The sequence below is a fragment of the Paenibacillus sp. J31R120 genome, from assembly GCF_056269225.1.
Window position 1 is genome coordinate 160,406 of the sequence record NZ_JBWDNN010000010.1, and the last position, 20,717, is coordinate 181,122.

20 protein-coding genes are annotated in these 20,717 nt (G+C 52.1%); 12 read left to right on the forward strand and 8 right to left on the reverse strand.

Translation table 11 applies throughout. The features are described 5' to 3' along the window. The first annotated feature begins 34 nt into the window (after positions 1-34). The 4 genes from AC0YNW_RS25945 to AC0YNW_RS25960 all read left to right on the forward strand — a co-directional run bounded on the left by AC0YNW_RS25945 (position 35) and on the right by AC0YNW_RS25960 (position 3,422). A complete protein-coding gene (locus AC0YNW_RS25945; protein ID WP_475834376.1) occupies positions 35-430 on the forward strand; it encodes a DoxX family protein in 396 nt (131 codons plus the stop codon). A gap of 74 nt (positions 431-504) precedes the next feature. Further along, positions 505-1,278, forward strand: coding sequence for a pirin family protein (locus tag AC0YNW_RS25950; RefSeq protein ID WP_475834377.1), 774 nt, complete (start codon positions 505-507; stop codon positions 1,276-1,278). 441 nt (positions 1,279-1,719) lie between these two features. Next, complete coding sequence (locus tag AC0YNW_RS25955; protein ID WP_475834378.1) at positions 1,720-2,298, forward strand: TetR/AcrR family transcriptional regulator; 579 nt, start codon at positions 1,720-1,722, stop codon at positions 2,296-2,298. A 209-nt stretch (positions 2,299-2,507) separates the two neighbouring features. Continuing rightward, the gene (locus tag AC0YNW_RS25960) at positions 2,508-3,422 is read left to right on the forward strand and encodes a hypothetical protein (protein ID WP_475834379.1); all 915 of its coding nucleotides are present in this window, start codon (positions 2,508-2,510) and stop codon (positions 3,420-3,422) included. Here AC0YNW_RS25960 and AC0YNW_RS25965 read toward each other — a convergent pair. Next, a complete protein-coding gene (locus AC0YNW_RS25965; RefSeq protein ID WP_475834380.1) occupies positions 3,409-3,762 on the reverse strand; it encodes a collagen-like protein in 354 nt (117 codons plus the stop codon). The genes AC0YNW_RS25960 and AC0YNW_RS25965 overlap by 14 nt on opposite strands. Positions 3,763-4,032: 270 nt before the next feature. Between AC0YNW_RS25965 and AC0YNW_RS25970 the strand changes: the two genes are divergently transcribed. The 6 genes from AC0YNW_RS25970 (at position 4,033) to AC0YNW_RS25995 (ending at position 9,715) form a co-directional block, all read left to right on the forward strand. After that, on the forward strand, positions 4,033-5,244 hold the full coding sequence (locus AC0YNW_RS25970) for a GTP-binding protein (protein ID WP_475834381.1): 1,212 nt from the start codon (positions 4,033-4,035) through the stop codon (positions 5,242-5,244). A gap of 280 nt (positions 5,245-5,524) precedes the next feature. Beyond that, complete coding sequence (locus AC0YNW_RS25975) at positions 5,525-6,532, forward strand: methionine ABC transporter ATP-binding protein (RefSeq protein WP_475834405.1); 1,008 nt, start codon at positions 5,525-5,527, stop codon at positions 6,530-6,532. A gap of 92 nt (positions 6,533-6,624) precedes the next feature. Continuing rightward, positions 6,625-7,230, forward strand: coding sequence for a methionine ABC transporter permease (locus tag AC0YNW_RS25980; RefSeq protein ID WP_387479880.1), 606 nt, complete (start codon positions 6,625-6,627; stop codon positions 7,228-7,230). 38 nt (positions 7,231-7,268) lie between these two features. Further along, the gene (locus AC0YNW_RS25985; protein ID WP_475834382.1) at positions 7,269-8,132 is read left to right on the forward strand and encodes a MetQ/NlpA family ABC transporter substrate-binding protein; all 864 of its coding nucleotides are present in this window, start codon (positions 7,269-7,271) and stop codon (positions 8,130-8,132) included. A gap of 165 nt (positions 8,133-8,297) precedes the next feature. Beyond that, the gene (locus AC0YNW_RS25990; protein ID WP_475834383.1) at positions 8,298-9,467 is read left to right on the forward strand and encodes a MalY/PatB family protein; all 1,170 of its coding nucleotides are present in this window, start codon (positions 8,298-8,300) and stop codon (positions 9,465-9,467) included. 89 nt (positions 9,468-9,556) lie between these two features. Further along, entirely contained in the window at positions 9,557-9,715 is a 159-nt protein-coding gene (locus AC0YNW_RS25995; protein WP_475834384.1) for a DUF6199 family natural product biosynthesis protein, read from the forward strand. Positions 9,716-9,847: 132 nt separating this feature from the next. On the opposite strand, the gene AC0YNW_RS26000 is transcribed toward AC0YNW_RS25995, so the two are convergent. The 7 genes from AC0YNW_RS26000 to AC0YNW_RS26030 form a co-directional block, all read right to left on the reverse strand. Continuing rightward, positions 9,848-10,666, reverse strand: coding sequence for an SPL family radical SAM protein (locus AC0YNW_RS26000; protein WP_475834406.1), 819 nt, complete (start codon positions 10,664-10,666; stop codon positions 9,848-9,850). After that, positions 10,644-11,180 (reverse strand): methylated-DNA--[protein]-cysteine S-methyltransferase, encoded by a 537-nt coding sequence (locus tag AC0YNW_RS26005; protein WP_475834407.1) that lies wholly within the window; start codon positions 11,178-11,180, stop codon positions 10,644-10,646. The genes AC0YNW_RS26000 and AC0YNW_RS26005 overlap by 23 nt, the downstream gene beginning before the upstream one ends. Positions 11,181-11,191: 11 nt before the next feature. Further along, positions 11,192-11,815, reverse strand: coding sequence for a bifunctional transcriptional activator/DNA repair enzyme AdaA (locus tag AC0YNW_RS26010; protein WP_475834385.1), 624 nt, complete (start codon positions 11,813-11,815; stop codon positions 11,192-11,194). Positions 11,816-12,028: 213 nt separating this feature from the next. Continuing rightward, positions 12,029-12,232, reverse strand: coding sequence for a PLDc N-terminal domain-containing protein (locus AC0YNW_RS26015; RefSeq protein ID WP_387479746.1), 204 nt, complete (start codon positions 12,230-12,232; stop codon positions 12,029-12,031). A gap of 148 nt (positions 12,233-12,380) precedes the next feature. Further along, the gene (gene uraA / locus AC0YNW_RS26020) at positions 12,381-13,679 is read right to left on the reverse strand and encodes a uracil permease (protein ID WP_387479745.1); all 1,299 of its coding nucleotides are present in this window, start codon (positions 13,677-13,679) and stop codon (positions 12,381-12,383) included. Positions 13,680-13,973: 294 nt separating this feature from the next. Further along, the gene (locus AC0YNW_RS26025; protein ID WP_475834386.1) at positions 13,974-16,892 is read right to left on the reverse strand and encodes an S-layer homology domain-containing protein; all 2,919 of its coding nucleotides are present in this window, start codon (positions 16,890-16,892) and stop codon (positions 13,974-13,976) included. A gap of 30 nt (positions 16,893-16,922) precedes the next feature. Further along, on the reverse strand, positions 16,923-17,720 hold the full coding sequence (locus tag AC0YNW_RS26030; protein WP_475834387.1) for a hypothetical protein: 798 nt from the start codon (positions 17,718-17,720) through the stop codon (positions 16,923-16,925). Positions 17,721-18,162: 442 nt separating this feature from the next. On the opposite strand from AC0YNW_RS26030, the gene AC0YNW_RS26035 reads away from it, so the two are divergent. Next, entirely contained in the window at positions 18,163-19,530 is a 1,368-nt protein-coding gene (locus AC0YNW_RS26035; protein WP_387479742.1) for a dicarboxylate/amino acid:cation symporter, read from the forward strand. 214 nt (positions 19,531-19,744) lie between these two features. After that, complete coding sequence (locus AC0YNW_RS26040; RefSeq protein ID WP_475834388.1) at positions 19,745-20,362, forward strand: hypothetical protein; 618 nt, start codon at positions 19,745-19,747, stop codon at positions 20,360-20,362. Positions 20,363-20,717 lie beyond the last annotated feature (355 nt).

The window sequence follows — 20,717 nt, forward strand, 5'->3', positions numbered from 1 at the left end:
AGAATTACAACTTTAAATTAAAGGAGAATGAGACATGAATATGGATACAGGGTTGCTTATTATGAGAGTGGTTATTGGTTTGATTTTTGCCGGGCATGGCGCCCAGAAGCTTCTCGGCTGGTTCGGCGGCCCGGGGCTTAAAGGAACCGGAGGGTGGTTCGATTCCATCGGCATCAAGCCTGGTGTCGGAGCAGCAATCGTGATCGGGCTGTTCGAAGTAATCGGCGGATTGCTGCTGGCGCTCGGCCTTTGGATGCCGATCGCTGCCGCACTGATCGTTATTCCGATGATTGGAGCAATCGTCAAGGTTCACGGCAAGAACGGCTTGTGGATTACGCAGAACGGCATGGAATACAATCTGATCCTCATCGTCGTCGCTGTCGGACTCGCCTTGATTGGACCGGGAGCGTATGCTATCGGCAGCTGGTAATCCGCTAAGCACATCTTGCTCTCGCAACATAAGGGCAAAAGAATACAAACTAACATTTCCAGGAGGGAAACATCATGCAAACGATGGTATATGGACCTGCACTTCAAGCGATCGGCGCCTTCGACGGGGGCAATATTACGGAGCAGAAGCCAATCGGCTTCTCCGGAGAAGGCTCGGTAATCAAACGGGTTGGACCGCTATTCTACTGGGCTTGGGCAAAGACGGCAATAGAAGGCCGCATTCCGCTTCATCCCCATCAGGCATTCGAAATCATGACCTACGTCATCTCCGGCCAAGCCCAGCATGGCGATACGCTGGGAACACGCAGTTCCATTGGCGCCGGCGGCGTGCAGCTCATGCAGACCGGGTCGGGCGTCAGCCACGAGGAACGGTTCGTCGGTCCGAACATGGAGGGCTTCCAAATCTGGTTCGAGCCTCATATAGAGAAGGCGCTGCAGATGGAACCGACGTACAACCAATACGAGCACGATCAGTTTCCCGAGGAGTCGGGAGACGGCTACTTGAAGAAAACGATTATAGGCGACGGCTCGCCCATCTCCCTTACGGTCGACGCACAAATGTGGGACGTCGTCATCGATGCCGGCAGGCCGTACAGGCATCCGGTATCAAGCGGCCGGGCGCTGACGGCGCTCGCCATTCGCGGAGGCGGCACATGGTCCGATGGCGACGGCAGCGCCTCGACTCCCTTCAAGCCAAGAGACTTCATTGTGGCGCGTGCCGATAATGATCATGATGTCATCATCGAAGCCGATGAAGACATGCCGCTCCGGCTCATTCTGATTGATGTGCCGCCGACGGTTGATTATCCGCTGTATCCGAAGCGCTGATGGAGGTGCGATTGCACGAAAGGAAAGCCCGGAAGATATCGATTCGCGATCGATCTCTTCCGGGCTTTTTGCTGTACACATGGTTATAGTGGTTTCACTTAAAGAAACACAACTTTCTGAAATAAAAAAAACAGGGTTTTCGAAACGGCGGCATGCCCAGTTTCTTTCTGACGAGATTATTATGCCTCATATTTTTATAAAATCGACTGTACAAATGCATCACCTCGTATAAGCAGAGATCAAGTATCTATGGCCGCTTTGCTTTTTAATTTCGATCGGAACCATTCATCATGGTATTGATTTAATGCTTCCCAAGCATGACTTGGCATGCAATTTGAATTATACACAAAATTATGACTGTCAGTCAACTTTCAGCTCGGCGGTTCGTCTTAAAGAAAAGCCGATGTCGTGATACAATGAGTGGCAAGGGAGGCTGTATGTGTGAATCGGGAAGAGAAGAAGCGCATAACAGAAGAAAACATTATTGATGCGGCTTATCAATTGTTTTCCAGCAAAGGATATGACCTAACAACCGTAGCTGATATTACCGAATTAGCTGGTGTAGCAAAGGGCACCTTTTTTAATTACTTTCGTACGAAAGACGAAGTATTAGTCCGCATTCAAAAAGCGTTGTTTTTTAGCGAAATTACCCAAATCAGCGAGCGGGCAGAAGCTCCCTTTACGCCAAAGATTTTGTCTCTGGTAAAAGAATTAGGAGACTCGTTTAATGGCAACCGGACTCTGGTGAGGGTATCCCTTCAGCAGCTCCTGTCCGCCGGCTCGGCCGGAACGATTCAAGGCAGCATGAAGACAAAGATAGATGCTCTGACGGTTATTTTCCAAAAAGCCCAGCAAGCAGGGGAGCTGACCGGTGACATTCCAGCTGAAGAGATGGCGCAGACGGCGCTGAAATTATATAAAGGCACCTTAATGGATTGGTGTACTAGCGGAGTTGAAGGGAAACTCGGAGATCAATTGATGGTGGCGTTTCGCATTTTTACAAGGGGAATCCAGAAATAACGAAGAAATGAAAACGGTGATATGCCGTTTTTGGCCAGCGAACCATCATAAAAAGCTTAACCGGACATTGTGTGCCTGGTTAAGCTTTTTTTATTTGTAGAAAAAACAGATGGTTGTCGTGTCTGTTTGTCCAAGCCATTCTTGAACTTGCTGCATCTTCTATTATTGTACAACCCTTAATTTAGATTTTTGAAGGAGGCGGTTTATGAATGGCGACAGTTGACGTAGTTAGTATATTCACAAGAGGCGCTAGGTCAAGTGATACGGCTGAGCTGCGTCTGGCAAGGGTGGCGAATGATATTGCAAGAGCGACAGCGGTATGGAGCACAGGTTTTTTCCCTGGCGTAAGCTGCAATATCAATTTCAACAACTTGCAGATTATTTTCCGAGATGACGTGACGCTGGTTGCGAACACTGTACCGGGGATTAGCGATCCCAGAATCGTCAATCTGATCTCGCAGACGAAAGCGGCGACGAATAATGCGGTAGCAATTTACGTCGTCTATGTGAGCGGGCCAACCTTAAGCTCAGGAGCGATCGGCAATGCTGGTCCGCAGTTTGACAATTTTGTCAGCACAACAAATTTCCGTATTGTAGGTAATTGTGTCATGAGTGACGATGCAATTGATACCTACGCTTTGGCGCATGAAGCGGGACATGTTCTGTTTGGCCGATTCCTGAATAATAACTCGGACAGCTTTACGATTAACGATCCTTCCAACCCTGGAGAAGCGCATAACAACGTCCCGAATAATGTCATGTTCCCATTTATCCCTGCAAGCAACCCGTTCATCAATGCTGCGCAATGCAACGTGGCGAGCCAAAGCCGAGTCATCCGCGAGAATGCCGGCGCAACCCCGGTGGCAGCTATGGCTGAGGCCAATGCCTTCTCTCCCATCGCGAACAATGCTGCAGCTGCGGGTTCTTCATCGAAAAAAGGCGGATGCTGTTCGTGCTGTGATCAAGAACATCACCCCGGCTATATCTGTGTGCCTATTCCGAAGCGTGTGAGAAAATTGAATGAACATGTGTTCAAGCTGCTGAAGAAGGCTGGCCCGGATAAACTGAATACGAAGTTTAATTATATCTGCAAAGATAAGATGATCGTCCTTAAACACAGGTAAAAGATTGAATCGATCTCAGATCAAAGCCGGCGTACATCCAGGAGAAGCCGGTCCATCGAAATCCTGCTACTGAGTTTGGCCCTACGAACACGGGGAAAAACCAGAATTGCTGGCCGTGATGCATCCAGATATACGTAAATCGGAACATGCAGCGGCGAATTCCGCCCGGATCGACAGCTAGCAAGGATGCGGATTGCTGCTGTGGAACAAATGAAGGCGGCGGCGAGGTTGGCGCCATTTGCTGACCGCCTGGAGGACCGGGAGTTGGTCCAGTGCCTGGCGGCGGTCCTGGAGGTCCCCCGGGTGGCCCAAAGGGTGGGCCGAACGGAAAATATGACATGAAATCACTCCATTTTCATCAAAATGAACGTACGAGGAAAGCTTGAGAAGTCAGCACTTGTGGTGCTGATTTTTTTTGTATTCTATGCCGATGCCCGCCTACAGGTGATGCAATCAGCAGGCAATCTTAGCCCAACTTGTCGGGAGTATGAACCAATATGAGGTAACTCATCTACATACGCTGCATGGGAGCCAATCCTATTTCAAACTTGCTATTCCTCATTTCGTGTCTTATAATCGTAATAATTACGATTAAGGAGAGTGCAATGACATGAAGTATGAACAAACCACCCTTGGCAATCCCAATAAGCTCCCGGTAACGGTATTAAGCGGTTATCTCGGTTCTGGCAAAACGACGGTGCTTAACCATGTGCTGAACAACAGGGAGGGCTTGCGCGTAGCCGTGATCGTCAATGATTTGAGCGAGGTGAACATAGACGCCGATTTGGTGCGGGGCGGGAGCGGGCTCAGCCGGACGGAAGAGAAGCTGGTGGAGATGTCCAACGGCTGCATCTGCTGTACGCTGCGCGATGATTTGCTGCAAGAGGTTGAGCGGCTGGCGAAGGAGGGGCGGTTCGATTACATATTGATCGAATCTACCGGGGTAGGCGAACCGGTGCCCGTCGCGCAAACGTTCACTTACGTTGATGAAGAATTGGGCATCGATCTCTCGCAATTTTGCCAGCTCGATTGCATGGTGACAGTCGTGGACGCCTACCGCTTCTGGCATGATTTCTCCTCGGGTCAATCACTGCTGGACCGCAATGAGGCGGTAGGGGAAGGGGATACGCGCGATGTGGTCGATCTGCTGATGGATCAGATCGAATTTTGTGATGTGCTGCTGCTTAACAAATGTGATCTGGTGGAGGAAGAGGAGCTTGCCGAGCTGGAAGGAGTCTTGCGCAAGCTGCAGCCTAGAGCGCGTATCATCCGTACAGAGCAGGGACGCGTGAAGCCGTCCGATATTTTGCATACGGGCTTGTTCAACTTTGAAGAGGCCAGCGTCTCAGCGGGCTGGATGAAGGAGCTGTCGAAGCCCGTCCATACCCCGGAGACGGAGGAATACGGTATCTCATCCTTTGTCTATGAGCGCGCAAGACCGTTCCATCCCGTTCGGCTTATGAGCTGGATGGAGGACTGGTCGCCTGAAGTGGTCCGGGCAAAAGGAATCGTGTGGCTGGCTACACGCAGCGAGCTGGCCCAAAGCCTCAGCCAAGCGGGGCCATCCGTTCAATTCGGCCCGTCCGGTTACTGGGTAGCCGCGCTTCCGGCAGCGGAACAGAAAGCCATCCTGCTGGAGGAGCCTGATCTGGCGAGACAATGGCATCCGGATTATGGGGACCGAATCAACAAGCTTGTTTTTATCGGCATCAGTATGGACAGGGAAGGTATTACGGCAGGACTTGATGATTGTCTGCTGACCGATCAGGAGTTGGAGATGGATTGGCGGACATTCGCCGATCCCATGCCGAATGCAATGTGACTCTTTAAGGAAGCAATAGAGAGAGTACCATTATTAGTTACGTGACAGCTAAAGGTTAATCCGTGTCTCACGGGTTAGCCTTTAGCTGTGTTGTCGGATACTGCGGATTCCCCCTCCATTCATTCCTGACTGGCTTAATTTGCTTCATGAAGGGCAGGGGTCCTATGAATATTATGGGTGCTTAATATGAAAAATAGGGTCAATCCTGAATGTGTAACGGAAAGCAGATATTCCATCCTTATCGTCGAGTATGATTCACATCCAGAAAGGAGTGTTCCCGCTGATTGATCTCATCGACATCGAGAAGGTATACCGGACCGGCAAGAAATCATCCTTTATCGCCCTGCGCGGCATTAACTTGAAGGTGGAAAAGGGAGAAATATTCGGTGTAATCGGCCGGTCTGGAGCGGGGAAAAGCACACTCCTTCGCAGCGTGAACCTGCTGGAGCGGCCAACCGGGGGCACGGTTATTGTAGGCGGGGACAAGTTAACGGCGTTAGGAGAAAGGGAGCTGCAGGAGAAAAGGAAGCGGATCGGGATGATCTTTCAGCACTTTAATCTGCTTACGACCGCGACCGTGCGGGATAACATCGCGTTCCCGCTGCGGATCGCCAGGCTCAGCGCGAACCGGATCAAGACGCGTGTCGATGAACTGCTGGAGCTGGTCGGTCTGACTGCCTATCAGCATCATTATCCGAGGCAGCTGTCCGGCGGACAGAAGCAGCGCGTCGGCATAGCCAGAGCGCTGGCCAACGATCCTGAGGTGCTGCTCTGCGATGAGGCGACCTCGGCGCTTGATCCGCAGACGACGGACAGCATATTGACGCTGTTGAAAGAGATCAATCGCAAGATGGGCATCACCATTCTGCTCATTACGCATGAAATGGGGGTCATTCGCTCCGTATGCGATCGCGTCGCCGTAATGGAGCATGGCCGAATTGTGGAGAGCGGCACGGTACTGGACGTTTTTCTTAATCCGCAGGACAAAATCACGAGAGAGTTCGTCAGTGAAGTGTCCGATACATTCGGGAGCGAAGCGATTGACGCTTATCGCGCGCAAGGGAGAATGGTGCGTATTCACTTCCGGGGAGATCAGACCTATGAGCCTGTCCTGTATGAGACCGTACGGCGTACGGAAGCGACATTCGCCATCCTGCAAGGCACCGTATCCAAGATGAAGGATGTTCCGTATGGGCAGTTGATTGTAGAGCTAAGGGGCAGCGATGCCGAGGTCGATCGCATTATTGAAGAGTTGGGCCAGCAGGGACTAGGGGTGAGCAGACTATGACAGGCAAGGTGGCCACAATGGCTGGTTCGAACCCGTTTTCTTTTTTCTCGGATGTCCGATGGGACGACGTCTTCAAAGCTTCGAATGAAACCATGTATATGCTCGTATTCTCTTTGTTGTTCACAGTTATATTGGGGCTACTGCTGGGCATTGTGCTGTTCCTGTTCTCTGAAGGCCAACTGCTGCAGAATAGGGCGTTGTACGGCATACTGTCGGTTATCGTGAACGTGCTGCGCTCCGTTCCGTTTGTCATCCTGATGATTCTGATCATGCCGGTTACGAAAATAATCGTGGGCACGTCTATTGGCGTGAAGGGAGCGATACCGCCGCTGGTCGTAGCAGCCGCTCCATTCTTCGCCCGGCTGGTGGAAACCTCCTTGCGTGAGGTTGACAAGGGAGTCGTCGAGGCGGCGACTGCCATGGGAGCCTCGAAGGGCATGATTGTGCTGCATGTGCTGCTTCGGGAGGCTCGAACGGGGTTGATTGCGGCGATTACGATAACGGCTGTTACGCTTGTCTCCTATACCGCGATGTCTGGCGTAATTGGCGGCGGCGGGCTAGGCGATCTTGCCTTGCGCTTCGGCTACCAGCGCTTCCGTCTGGATGTCATGATCGTAACTGTCGTTTTACTGCTTATTCTGGTTCAAATCTTGCAAACGGTGGGCGATATGCTGGTCCGGACGTTCAGCCGAAGGTAACGATCCAACCATTCCATAAGAAATAGGTGAAGGTACACATGAGAAACGATTCGATTAAAATGCTGATTCTATGTCTGCTGGCTCTGATGCTGGCAGCTTGCGGCAACAATGGAGCGAACAACGGAACGGGCGGCGCTTCGCCGTCCCCCGGCACGGAAGGCGGCCAGCCGCAAGGAGAGAGCGTCAAGCTCAAGGTTGGCGTCTCGCCGGTGCCGCATGCCGCCATCTTGAACCATTTGATCCCCGTGCTCAAGGAGCAGGGCGTCACGCTGGAGGTCGTGGAATTCAACGACTATATTCAGCCCAATGTGCAATTGTACGAGAAGCAGCTAGACGCGAATTTCTTTCAGCATGAGCCTTATCTTGTTCAATTCAATAAGGATCGCGGCTATGATCTGGTGAAGGCAGCCGGCGTTCATATTGAGCCCTTCGGCGTCTACTCACATAAAATCAAATCGATCGATGAACTGAAGGACGGGGCCAAAATCGCCATTCCGAATGATCCGACCAACGGCGGCCGCTCGCTCATCCTGCTGGCGCAGCATGGCTTGATTGAGCTGGATGAGAGCGCCGGCGTCGAAGCGACGGTATCGGATATTAAGAACAATCCGCGCGGCTTCAAGTTTGTGGAGCTGGAAGCAGCTACGCTGCCGCGGGTGCTGGATGAGGTGGACATCGCGGCGATCAATACCAACTTCGCGCTGGAAGCTGACCTTAATCCGACGCAGGATGCGCTTTTTATCGAGGACAAGGACTCCCCTTATGTCAATATATTGGCCGTCCGGGCGGACAATAAGGACAGTGACGCCATACAGAAGCTAGTTAAGGCTTTGAAATCGCCGGATGTGGAAACCTTTATTAGCGATACCTACAAAGGAGCAGTTATCCCGGCATTCGACTAACCTACCCGATTATGTACAGATCGCCATCTCGTTCGCTTCATGCGGCAGAAGATGGCGATCTTTTGCTGCTGCTGATTTTCTTTGATTTCAGATAGAGGAATGGTTAAGATAGAGAAATAGACCAGCTCGGGCATGAGGAGCGATAACAACGACGGGGTGATAGCTTTGTCTTATTCTTTTGATGAGTTGATTGATCGTAAAAATTCGCGTTCCTACAAGTGGGATCAAGTAGGCCCACTATTCGGAGATAAGGATATTTTGCCACTATGGGTGGCTGATATGGACTTTCCAAGCCCTCCAGCTGTAAGAGAGGTTCTGCACAAGCGGGTAGAGCTTGGAGCATACGGTTATGCGATCCGTACGGATGATTATTTTGACGCCATTATGAGCTGGTTCCAGCGCAGACATCATTGGAAGATCGAGAAAAACTGGATTGTCGACAGCCCAAGTGTCGTCACGACGCTGAGCCTGGCTGTCGAGCAGTTCACTGCGCCTGGCGATAAAGTCGTTATACAGACGCCAGTCTACTATCCATTCTACGATGTCGTCGAGAGCAACGAGCGCGTCTTGGCCCTTAATCCGCTAATCAATCGGGACGGCCGCTACGAGATGGACTTGGAGCATCTGGAGTCTCTGTTCCGCGACGGCGCGAAGCTGCTGCTATTCTGCAACCCTCACAATCCGGGCGGGCGAGTATGGAGCCGGGACGAGCTGCTGGCACTGGGCGAGCTCTGTCTTCGTTATGGCGTTATTGTCGTCTCGGACGAGATTCATTGCGATCTGATCTTCCCCGGCCATGAGCATGTGCCGTTCGCGACGCTGTCGGATGAGCTTGCAGACATTACGATTACGTGCCTGGCTGCGACCAAAACCTTTAATCTGCCGGGCCTTCATACCTCCTTTATGGTCGTGCAGAACAGCGGGATGAGAGCGCGCCTTGATAAGCGGATCAAGACGCTGAGTATTCATATGGCGCAGCACTTCGCGCAGGATGCGGTTGTGGCGGCTTATAATGAAGGCGAGGCATGGCTGGAAGATTTGCTTGTCTACGTGAAGGGCAATCTAGATTATGCGCTCGCTTATCTGGAGGAGCATCTGCCGCAAGTGAAGCCAATGAAGCCAGACGGCACTTATCTGTTGTGGCTGGATTGCCGTGCGCTTGGCCTTGACAAGAACGGCCTCAAGCAGCTGATGCATAAGAAAGCAAAAGTTGCGTTCAACGAAGGCTCTATGTTCGGCGTAGAGGGCGAAGGCTGGCTGCGCGTTAATCTGGCTTGTCCGCGGTTTATTGTGGAGCAGGCGCTGCGCCAGTTCTGCGAGGCTGCCAAGCAATAGTTATGAGCGCGGTATATGGTTCATAGTAGGAGGAGGCTGTTCGAATGTTGTTCATTCTCTCGATCCTGTTATTGCCTTAAGGGCTTGTAATGCTCATTCAGCCGCAATGGATATGGGCCATTTCCGAGGCGTGGAAGTCCAATGATGCGACCGAGCCTTCCGCTCTCTACTTACTCTCCACTCGATTCGGCGGCGCCATAAGCACGCTGGCGGCGTTAGGCGGCATTATTGCGAGTTTTTTCTTATAAAGATAAGAGCGGCATCCATTGGATGCCGCTCTTTCTATTTGCTCAACCCTTATCCTGATATGCTAAAAGCATTCTTCCGCCTGACTGAAAGCTTCTCGCGATAAGGATACGAGAAGCTGTAATGGCTCCCTGTTACGGCTCGAAGCCCTCTTGGCTAACGAGCCATTCGCCATCCCGGAATTCCTGGCGGATGCGCTCGATTACAAGCTGCAAAGCCTCCGGATGGTACCATTCCGATAAGCCATGCTTACGATATAGAGCTTCCAGACCCAGCCGCTGCGTCCGCTTGCCGCCGCTGCCATCGCCGTTGAAGTAGTCGTCGATGCATACGCGCCTGGTCGCTTGGCGAAGCAGGCGAGGAAAGCTCTCGCTGCTAGGAAGAAGCGGGGCGATTGCCGCTTGCGTGGCAATGCCTGCTTCGCTTAACGAAGCCAGCACCCGCAGTCGCGCGGCAATAGGAGGAGCCGACGGAGAGAACAGCTTGCGCATATCCTCGCGGTCCGTCTCGATCGTCATGCTGACGCGCACCCGATCTCCCAGCCGCTTCAGCAAGTCGATATCGCGCGTGACCAGCGGGCTGCGCGTCTGTACGAGCAGAAAGTCCGGCGGTTCCTGGGCCATCGTCTCCAGCAGCGACCTTGTGACCCTCTCTCCATATTCGGCGGGCTGATAGGGATCTGTGCTCGATGACATGAAGATGGTGACAGGGCCCCTTTTCTTCGCCGTGCGAAGCTGGCGCCGAAGCACCTCCGCCGCGCCTTGCTTGACGTCGACCCATGTCCCCCATTCCTGCTGACGGAAGAGAGAGACGGGCATGCCTCTGACGTAGCAATAGGAACAAGCGAACGCGCAGCCCGCATACGGGTTAAGCGAATGGGTGTAGCCGGAGAGGAAGCCTGTCCCTTTGTTCAGTACGGTTTTTGGTTGTTTATAATAAAGCCCGGTTCGCATGTTCATGCTCCAGCTCCAATAGTTTGGTTTTCATCGGGAGGCCGCCGCGGTAACCTGTGAGCGCGCCGTTTTTGCCCACGACACGATGGCATGGGACGGTGATCAGCACGGGATTGGCTCCAATCGCGCTTCCGACCGCCCGTACCGCTGCGGGCTTGCCGATCGCTTGTGCAATATCCGAATAGGAGACTGTAGCGCCGTATGGTATGGCCTGTAGCGCCTCCCAGATGGCTTGCTGGAAGGGCGTTCCCTTGACATCATGCGGGAACGAAAACGATAGGCGCTCTCCGTCCCAATATTGCTTAAGCTGGTTCATATACACCTTAAGCTTGTCGTCATCTCGCACCCAATGTGACGCCTCGTAGCGGGAAGATTCGCGCCGGATCAAATCCTCTAGTGATTCTCCGATTGCTCCTACGCAGCATAGCCCGTTCTCGGTAGCCCCAATCGGCACACTCCAGCTGCCGTGCTCAAGCAGCGCTCCGTAAACGGTTTGTTCGCGAGTTCGCGTCAGTGTTGCCATCCTCATATCCCTCCTATATGCTGCCGCTGCCTGAATACGGCAGGCGTCAATCCGTTTGTTTTCTTGAACAAGGTAATAAAGTAAGGCGTATTGCGAATGCCGACGAGCTCGCCTATGCGGGATACCGGGCTGTCCGTTTCGGCTAGCAGTCTTGCAGCATGCTGCATCCGAATTTGCTGAATATAAGCAAGTGGCGTCATACCCGTTGTTCTCTTGAACGTGCGATGCAGATGATAGGAACTGCCGTGGCAAATCTCGCCCAGCGTCGCAAGATCAAGCTCCTCCATATAATGCCGGTCCACATATGCGGCAATTTGAGCTGACCATTCCTCGTCAGGCAGACGTTCGCCAGCAGGCTTGCAGCGTTTGCAAGGCCGGTAGCCGGCAGAGACGGCGTCTGCTGAAGTGGGGAAGACCTCCGCGTTGCTTCGCTTCGGGGGTCTGGATTTGCAGGAAGGTCTGCAATAGATGCCCGTTGTTCGCACCGCATAATAGAACCGCCCGTCATAGGAGCCGTCATTCACACAGATGGCGGTCCATTGCTCCTCGGAGATGATGCCGGGTCGTCTTTTATGAGCATGAGCTGCCAGACTAGTCGTTAATCGATCATTTGGCTCTTTCGCCATCCGTCTCACTCCTTCTGCTCCTAGTATAGCGGAAAGACGGAACGAATGTACGCTGTATAAGATGGAAAAGCAAGATTGTGAAATTGCAGACGGCGAGGAAGGAGAAAGGATGCGGCCCATCGGCCGCGATGATTGGACGAGACGCTTGTGACTGGAAGCTTCAGGTATTACACGAGAGGATGATGTGGCAGAAGCGCAAAGGTGGGGAGCGGGTTAGTCTTTGCGGATAACCAAATAAATAATGAAGCCTACAACGGGGAACACAATCGTGCCGACAAGAACGAGTAAAGCGTATTCATTGTTTTTGCCCAACCGTCTTGCATCGCGATAGGCCCATACGCTGGAGGCGATATTCAGAAGAAACAGCATGAACATAATAAGCAGCATAAGCAAACCAAGTAGTCCGAATCCGGACATAGGGCATACCTCCTTACAGAACGAACAACATGTTCCAAATTCATCGATATATGACTTTACATACGATTGCCGGACCTGTTTCGTTTCGATAATACGAAAAAGCCCTGCCGGTGAACCCGAAGGTTCACTGGCAGGGCAGCTTGTCCTATTAATGAGCGGCTGCGTCGTCGTCGTTCGTCATGCGAAGCACTTCGAAGAGCTTGAACAGCAGGCTAAGCACGATCGCTACGATTGTCGCCAGCGACATGCCGCTGAAGGATACGTCACCGAACGTAAGCTTCACGCCGCTCAGGCCGATGACCAGAACGACAGTTGTAAGGAACAGATTGGTCGGTTTGCTGTAGTCGACCTTCGATTCCACCAGCATCCGCAAGCCGGAGGCTGCGATAACGCCGAAGAGCAACAGCGATACGCCGCCCATAACCGGGGTAGGAATACCGGATACAAGCGCGGAGAACTTGCCGGAGAACGACAGGACGATGGCGATCACCGCTGCGCCGCCGATGACGAAAGTAGAGTAGACTCTCGTGATCGCCAGTACGCCGATATTCTCGCCGTAGGTTGTATTCGGCGTGGAGCCGACAAAGCCGGACAGAATGGTGGAGATCCCGTTGCCGAGCATTGAACGATGCAAGCCGGGGTCTTTGGTCAGATCCTTGCCCACAATATTGCCTGTTACGATCAAGTGGCCGATATGCTCAGCGATAACAACCAGCGCGACCGGAGCGATCGCTATAATCGCCGACCAGTGAAACTCAGGGAATGTAAAGGTCGGGCTGGTGAAGACGGAAGCATCGGCCACATTGTCGAAGTTGGTTTCCTTCATGAAGTAAGCCAGTACGTAGCCGAAGATGATGCCGAACAGGATCGGGATAATTCTCATGAAACCGCGGAATAGCACCGAACCGAGAACCGTAACAGCTAGTGTTGCTGTCGATATGATGACGAGATTGGGATTCATCACCCAAGTAAGAGGATCATCCTTATCGCCAGGAATATAACCGGCCATTTTAGCTGCAACTGGCACAAGCTCAAGACCGATAATCGCGACGATCGCGCCCATAGCCGCAGGAGGGAAGACAACGTTCAGCCATTCCGTGCCGGCCACTTGAATAATGAAGGCCAGAACGGTGAAGATAACGCCTGCCGCGATGAAGCCGCCAAGCGCTGCCGCATAGCCGCCGCCTGCCGCTTCACTGGCGATAATCGCGCCGCCAGGTCCGAGGAAGGCGAAGCTGGAACCCAGATAAGCCGGGATCTTGCCTTTTGTAACGAGAATGTACAGCAGGGTGCCGATACCGTTCATCAGCAAGCAGATGGCGGGATCGATCTTAAAAATGTTGGGTACGAGTACCGTCGAGCCGAACATCGCGAATAGATGCTGCAGACTGAGCAGAAGGCTTGGGACGGCTGGCGGTCTTTCGTGGACGCCGATCGTTTTACTCATAGATCATTCTCCTTGAAGTTTTAATGAAATTCGACAAATTCCTTTGATGATTCTACAGACTTCCTTAGTAATTGGCAAGCGTTTTCTGCACACTTGCGGAGATTTATCCGATTAAAGCGCTAAATGCCCGTATTCAGCGAAAAGAACGCAATTGGAGCGACGATGCCATGATATTGCCTCTTTAACGTTGCACTTTATGAACAGCAAAAACAACAGGCAGCCGAGGGCTGCCTGTTGTGCAATCATACTAAAATTGTTCAATCGTTTGGTAGAGAACCTTCTATATAGAAGGAATTAATTTGATGCCAGCAAATTGTACAGCACTTGAGCGACTTGCGCTCTTGTCGTATTCGCTTTTGGCAACAGCTGGCCGTCGCTGCCGGATACGACTCCGCTAGCCACAAACGTCTCGAACGCTTTCTGAGCGTACGCTGCGATTTGATCCGCATCGCTGAAGTCCGCCGTGGAAGCATTCGATTGCTTCGCCGGCACTTCCTTCAGAACCTCAAGCGCACGGTACAGCAGCGTGAACAGATCCTGACGTGTGATCAGGTCGTTCGGCTTGAACTGATTGTCGCCTGTGCCTGTCGTAATGCCCAGGCGCTTCGCGGCAGCCAGGTAGCCGGTGTAATACGTGTTGCCGGCGTCGGAGAAGTTGGCTGCATTCGCAGCATCCGCTTCAATTCCGTATGCTTTCAGCAACAGGACGATGAATTGTCCTCGTGTAATGGCTGCTCCTGGATTGTATTCGCCGTTCCCCGAGCCGTTCGTCACGTCTCTGGCAGCGAGGAAAGTGACGGCATTACCATACCAAGCGCCTGCGGGGACATCGGTGAATGTCACTTTGTTGTAACCGATAATGTATTGCGAGAAGTGAGTTGTCGTGAATTCTACAGCTCCCGCAGCAGCGGAATATTGACCGCGCACCGTATGCAGCTCGCCTTCATCTGTGACATGGTAGACGATAATGGCTTGCGCATCCTCGCCAGCTTGCAGACGGTAAGGGATGCTGACCCACACTTCGCTTCCGCCGAATTCCGATACGGATGTTTCGCCGGCGAATACGCTCAGGTCATAGACCGGTCTGTCGCCGAGCACTTGCTTGCCATCCTCTGTGAGCGAGGACTTGGCGATAATAAAGCTGATGTCGCCCGTATCCTTCGACTCGCCGATCGCTTTCAAGGCTGCGGAATCGAACACAATGGAGGCTAACCCTACATTTACCTTCAGCTCCACATTGGAGCCGGCAATCAGCTTGTTGTAGTCCTCGCGTGTCAGCGTCACTTGCGTCGTGCCTTCAGCAGAGTCGGCTTTCACATTCAGCTCTACAGCAGTCGGCTTGCCCGCCGCCGCATCCTGCTTCGCAACCTCAATCAGCTTCGCAGCTTCCTCTTCGCTTACAACCGCAACCGTGATCCCGGTTGTTGCATCCTTGCTTGCAGGGAGCGTCACGGCAACAGGCTTGCCATTGCTGCCCGATTGTTCAGGTGTTGTAGTTGGCTCCGGAGATGGAGTTGAAGGACCTGGGTCTCCGCTTCCCGGGGAGCCCGAGTTCGCTCTCACAATGACATCCACCGTTTGTCCGGCTGCATAATAATGTTCTGTAGGCTCTGTAGCGCCTGCATTATAACCTGTTTTTGCCCTGTAGCGGACTTGGTAGGTTCCAGCCGCCAGACCTGTGATGGATGTGCCTTCTACAGGCAGGTAAGCATCGGAACCGTTCGCTTTGTATTCCAGCGCTTCGGATACGCCTTTAATTTGGCCATTTTTGGCGCTGGACGAAGAAGCATTGACCGTAGTCAGATCAGTCGGTACCGACTCTTGTCTGGTAGACAGCAGATTCAGCGCTTTGTTGAAACGGTCGCGGTTGCCGCTTGTATGGCCTTCTTCAATGTTAGTCCAAGTGTACATCAGTTCAACATGTCCGTAGATTGGAGCGGAAGTGCCAGTAGAGTCGACATTGTCTTTGTTATACGTGAATACATAAGGTACTTGCAGGCGCTTCGCATAGACTCTGCCCTCGCCTTCGCCGGACCAGATCAGATAGCTGCCGCTAGGCGTCTCTGGCGGTGCAGCGGGATTGCCGTTCGCATGCTTGCTGTTCGCTGTCGTGATGTTCGTCAAATACTGATTGACCAGATCGACATAGATACGGGCATTGGGATGATTCACGTCGCGCACATGAAGCTCAGCGCTCTTGAATTCTTTTGTGACCGGGTCAAAGCCGTTGTCCAGTCTTGTATCCCATGTATAGACCGTCTGAATGCCTTCGTCAATCGCCCATTGGTTAATCAGATCGATGACCGGCTGCGTGTTCGGGCACCAAGGACCGCCGTACAGGATGGCATAGTCGCCGGAGCTCTCTTGCAGCTTTTTCAGCTCGTCATACGTGACAGTCTGGAATACAACGCGGCTGCCTGTGAAGACCGTTCGGCCCGCCGCTGCATTGTAAGTGGATCTGAAATAGCTTTCGTTATCGATCAGGGAGTGGATGGCTGCCTTCTTGCCGTCCGTTTCCTTGGAGATCGGATCGAATACCTCGCGTACCTTTGCCTTATAGGCTTCCACCTTGGCAGGATCGATCTTGCCATCGGTCTGGAAGTCTGCCTCGGTCAGAAGCTCCTGCAAGTCCGATACGATCGGGGCTGCTCCATCGCCGTTGGTCCGGTTATAGACGAACAGATAAGGTGATTCGATACGGTCGGCCTCGCCAGATTGGGCGCCGACGGTATAGGAGATTTTGGCCGCGCCTTCAAGCTCAAGGTTCGTCAAATGCTGGTTCACCAGCTCCACATAACGCTTGCGGTATGTATCCGGGCTGCTGCTGTCCGCAATATCGGCGGAAGCCGTGTCCCCGTCCAATCTCGTATCGAAGTTGTAGATTGCTTTAACGCCGTATTCTTTCGCTACATCATTGATGTAACCAATGACGGATTGCGTGTGATCGCTCCACGCGCCACCGAACAGAACGACGTATGTACCGTCTGAATTGAACAAGTTCCACAGCTGGTGGTAAGTCAAGGTTTCGAATACGTTCGACTTGCCAGCCAGCTCGCTGTATGAGTCGGAGAAATAGGAGGTATAAGTGCCGTACTTGGCGACTTTCGCAGGAGCGTTGTCCGCTGCGCTGGCAGGGCCGGCGGAGACCGCCGGCAGCACCAGAGTGAGCGCCAATAACAACGTTAGTATTGTTTTAAAGCTGCGCTTTTGCATAGTTGTATCTCTCCTCTGATTGTAATGGGATTAGCATTCTTCTTCCGAGCTGCTATCGCCGCCAGTTGATGGCGCTGGCGCAGGTGTGGCAGGCGCCGGCGTCGTCGGCTTCGAAGGAGCTGCCGGAGCCGAGCCCGAAGAGGAAGAACCGGAAGACGACGATTCCGAAGAACTATTCGTTTTAGCAGGCTCCTGCTTTGCAACTGTCACTGGTTTGGACGAATTGGAATTGTTGACGAAATTAATTGATTTGCTTGGGCTGGATTCAACGGCCGGTGCTGGCGCGGCTTTCGGCTCAGTCGTAGCAGCAGGCGCAGGCGATTTGCTCTCTTTCGCTGGAATTGTCGCAGCAGAAGCTTCCTTCTGCGGTGCCGCAGATGGCTGAGGCTCGGTTTTTGCCGTCTCTACTGCCGTCTTATTGTCTGCCGGAGCTGGAGCGGATGTCTTCGCTGCTCCGTTATTCGATTCTTGCTTTGGCGCTTCTACAGCTGTCTTTGCGGCAGGCGCTGCCGGAGCATCAACTGCAAGAGGAGCTTCTTCTTCCGTTGTTTCTTCAACCTGTGCCACTGTTTCGACAGCAGCGTCGTTTACAGCCGTTTCCGTTGCAACCGCTTGAGACGGTTCGTTCACTGGCGCAACCGGCTCCTCAGCAGCCGGAGCTTCCGACTCGTTGGCAGCGGCAGCGACAATCTCTTGCGTACCCGGATCATTATGGGAAGACTCCTCTTGAGCCTTGTTGGCGGATACGGCTGCATACGTAAGCACGGTGAACGCGGCGACAGATGCGAGCAGTGTAATGGACAGTTTGTTTACCTTTGGTTTTTTCATGATTGGTAGACCTTCCTTTCGCGATGGCTCCATGCTAGGAGCTTGTTTGTAGTCGTTGCTTGCCAATTGCTGTACGAGAGGGATACAGTCCGCCCTAGACCCTCCTTTATTATGAATTCGGACAAAAAAAGAAGACCCAACAAGAGCAAAAACTCGCTCTCATTGAATCTCTGGTTATCCAGTCGATTAATTTGATCGTTCGCAGTCCCTATAAAAGTGGCTGTTCCTACTGTATCTGGCTTTAGTGTATGCGGACCGATACACGATGTCAATGATTATTTTAATTTTTCCTATAGTTTTTGTCGGAATTAAAGAAAAACATCATTTCCCATAACATTCCATAAAATTATTTTTCGTAAAACGGATTGACAATGTCATTTATTGTTTGTAAATTGAATACGATATTCCGATAAAAATTATAGGATTAGGAGGGTTTAATCGGATGGATAAAATAGATAACAACTTGTTACTAGCCATCGAAACGAATTGGTACAGCTTTGTCGTTTCCGTTTTTGTGTTTGCGCTGTTGTTTTTCCTTGCCCGGAAGCGGGTTGGATTCGGTACCCGGGTATTGATTGCTTTAGGGATCGGAGTTATTACAGGCATCGTATTCCAAAGCCTCGAATCATTCGAGATCAAAGGCATTACGACCTTCGGCAGCATCTATGTTAACTTGATCAAAATGCTCGTTATTCCGCTCGTATTCGTACTGGTGCTGAACAGCATCGCGTCGCTGAAGAGTCTGGACTATTTGCGGAAAATCGGCTTTAAGACGTTCGCTTGGTTCCTTGGAACAACGGGAATCGCTTCGATTATCGGTCTACTGGTCGCGCTTGCCTTCAATCCGGGCAAAGGCTTGCATCTGGATATTCCGGCTGAATTTGCCGCACGCGAAATTCCGACCTTCTCGCAGGTTATTCTGGAGCTGGTGCCTTCCAATCCGATTAATGAAGCGGCGCAAGGCAAGGTTGTACCTGTCCTGATCTTCGCGATCTTCATTGCCATTGCCATTATTAAAGTAGGCTCCAAAAACGAAGAAACGGTGAAGCCGGTTCGCGATCTGATCCATTCGCTGACTCAGATCCTTCACCAGGTCGTCAAATTCGTCATTCGCCTTACGCCATACGGCGTATTCGCCCTAATCGCAGGCATGACTGCCCGCTATGGCTGGGAGACGCTGACGGAGCTTGGCAGTGTCATCATATCCTCCTATGTGGCTCTGATTTTGCATTTTGTGCTTATCTTCGGCGGTCTTGTCTTGCTGGTAGCCAGAGTGAACCCGCTGAAGTTCTTCCGCAAAATCTATCCGATGATCGCAGTCGCCTTCTCAACGCGAAGCAGCTATGCTACGCTTCCGATTAACCTCGAAGTCATTACAAAGCGGCTGCATGTCTCTCCTCGGATTGCGAGCTTCGTCGCTCCGCTGGGCGCGTCGGTCAACTTCAACGGCTGCGGCGGGGTATGGCCTGCTATCGTCGCCGTCTTCTCGGCGCAGCTGTTCGGCATCACATTGTCCCTGACGGATTACATTATTCTAGTGCTGGTCAGCATCATTTCGTCCATCGGTGTGGCAGGCGTGCCGGGTCCGGCTGTTATCTCGACGACGGTCGTATTGACGGCGCTTGGTCTGCCGCTTGAAGGCATTGCGATAGTAGCTGGCGTCGAAGCGCTGATCGATATGGGCCGCACAGCGGTCAATGCGACAGGCACAACGGTTACGTCGCTCCTTGTAGCCAATTCTGAAGGCGAGTTCGACCGCGAAGCGTTCAATCGCAATGATGATGAGGAGATTGTTGTGAACGCAGTATAAGGATGGATGGTTTATGCAAGTAGCGGGAGCCCCAAGCCATATGGCTTGGGGCTCTTATTTATTTTCATAAGGGTAAGAAGCGGGACCCAACGCCCCCAAATTCAGGTAAAAAGTCGGTAGACCGCGGAGGGTCAATACCTATAATGGAAATAAGATACCAACATGATGCCTGCAAGAAGCGTAGGGTTGCCGGCAGAATACAGGAGGCGAGACTTTGGGAAGATCATTTGCGAATCTGCATATGAAGTCGGACAGCTTGGAGAAGTCGATTGAAGCATTCAGAGCGTTAGCGACACAGAACCCTGACTTGTTAGGGTTATCGGATGAGGATCAGAGGGACACGGACATAACGGGGACACACCATGAATCCGATAAGGACAAGCTTGTCCTGTATATAAGCGAAAACAACGAAAAGTGGGTCAGTGTTCTCCATGACTATTTTGTATGGGGGACGGTGAAGCGTATCGGCAAATCGCTGTCCAGGCTTGTCGCAGAGCCAGTCATGACGGTCGGATTTATTCATGATGAGATTTTCGAGCTGTCCATATTCCAGGATGGAGAGATTCAGGCCGAACGAATTTTTTGCGAAGAGTGGACCAGAAGCGAGTATGGACTTCAGGAAGAGCGGCTTCATGATGACCATCTGCGGGAAGCACTGGATATCCCTCAGGAAGAGATGGATGAGCTCGCAAGCATGACGAGTCCGGCACAAGCGGTAGACAAGCTAACCGAGCTCACAGGTCTATCGATATGGAGCGACTGGGAGTGGGTTCCGCATGAAGCGGAGCTAAGGGACCGATTTGCTAAGCATGAGATTTCTTTGGCAGATTAGGATGCGTTCTATCATATAACCTTGCCTCGAATGGAGACTAACAATAGTGGTGGCGGTGAAGCAGGAATGGTCAAGGATGTCTGGGCTGGCATTTTAGAGCACATCGAAGCGGTGTCGCAACCGATCTGCGACACGATGAACCCGCCTGCCTCGGAGGAAGAAATCAATCAACGAAGACGTCATTGCCCAGTCGTTTGAGGAGTTCTCGAATGTAATCCTAAAAGCGTCTGGAGGACAAGCGTTATTCCGTTGACGATGATGTGATTTTGTTTTAGGACCTCTATTTTGTATGAAATTAAAGCTACTTTTCCATAGCTCGAACAAATAAAGGAGTTACGTCAGCTGATGCGGCGTA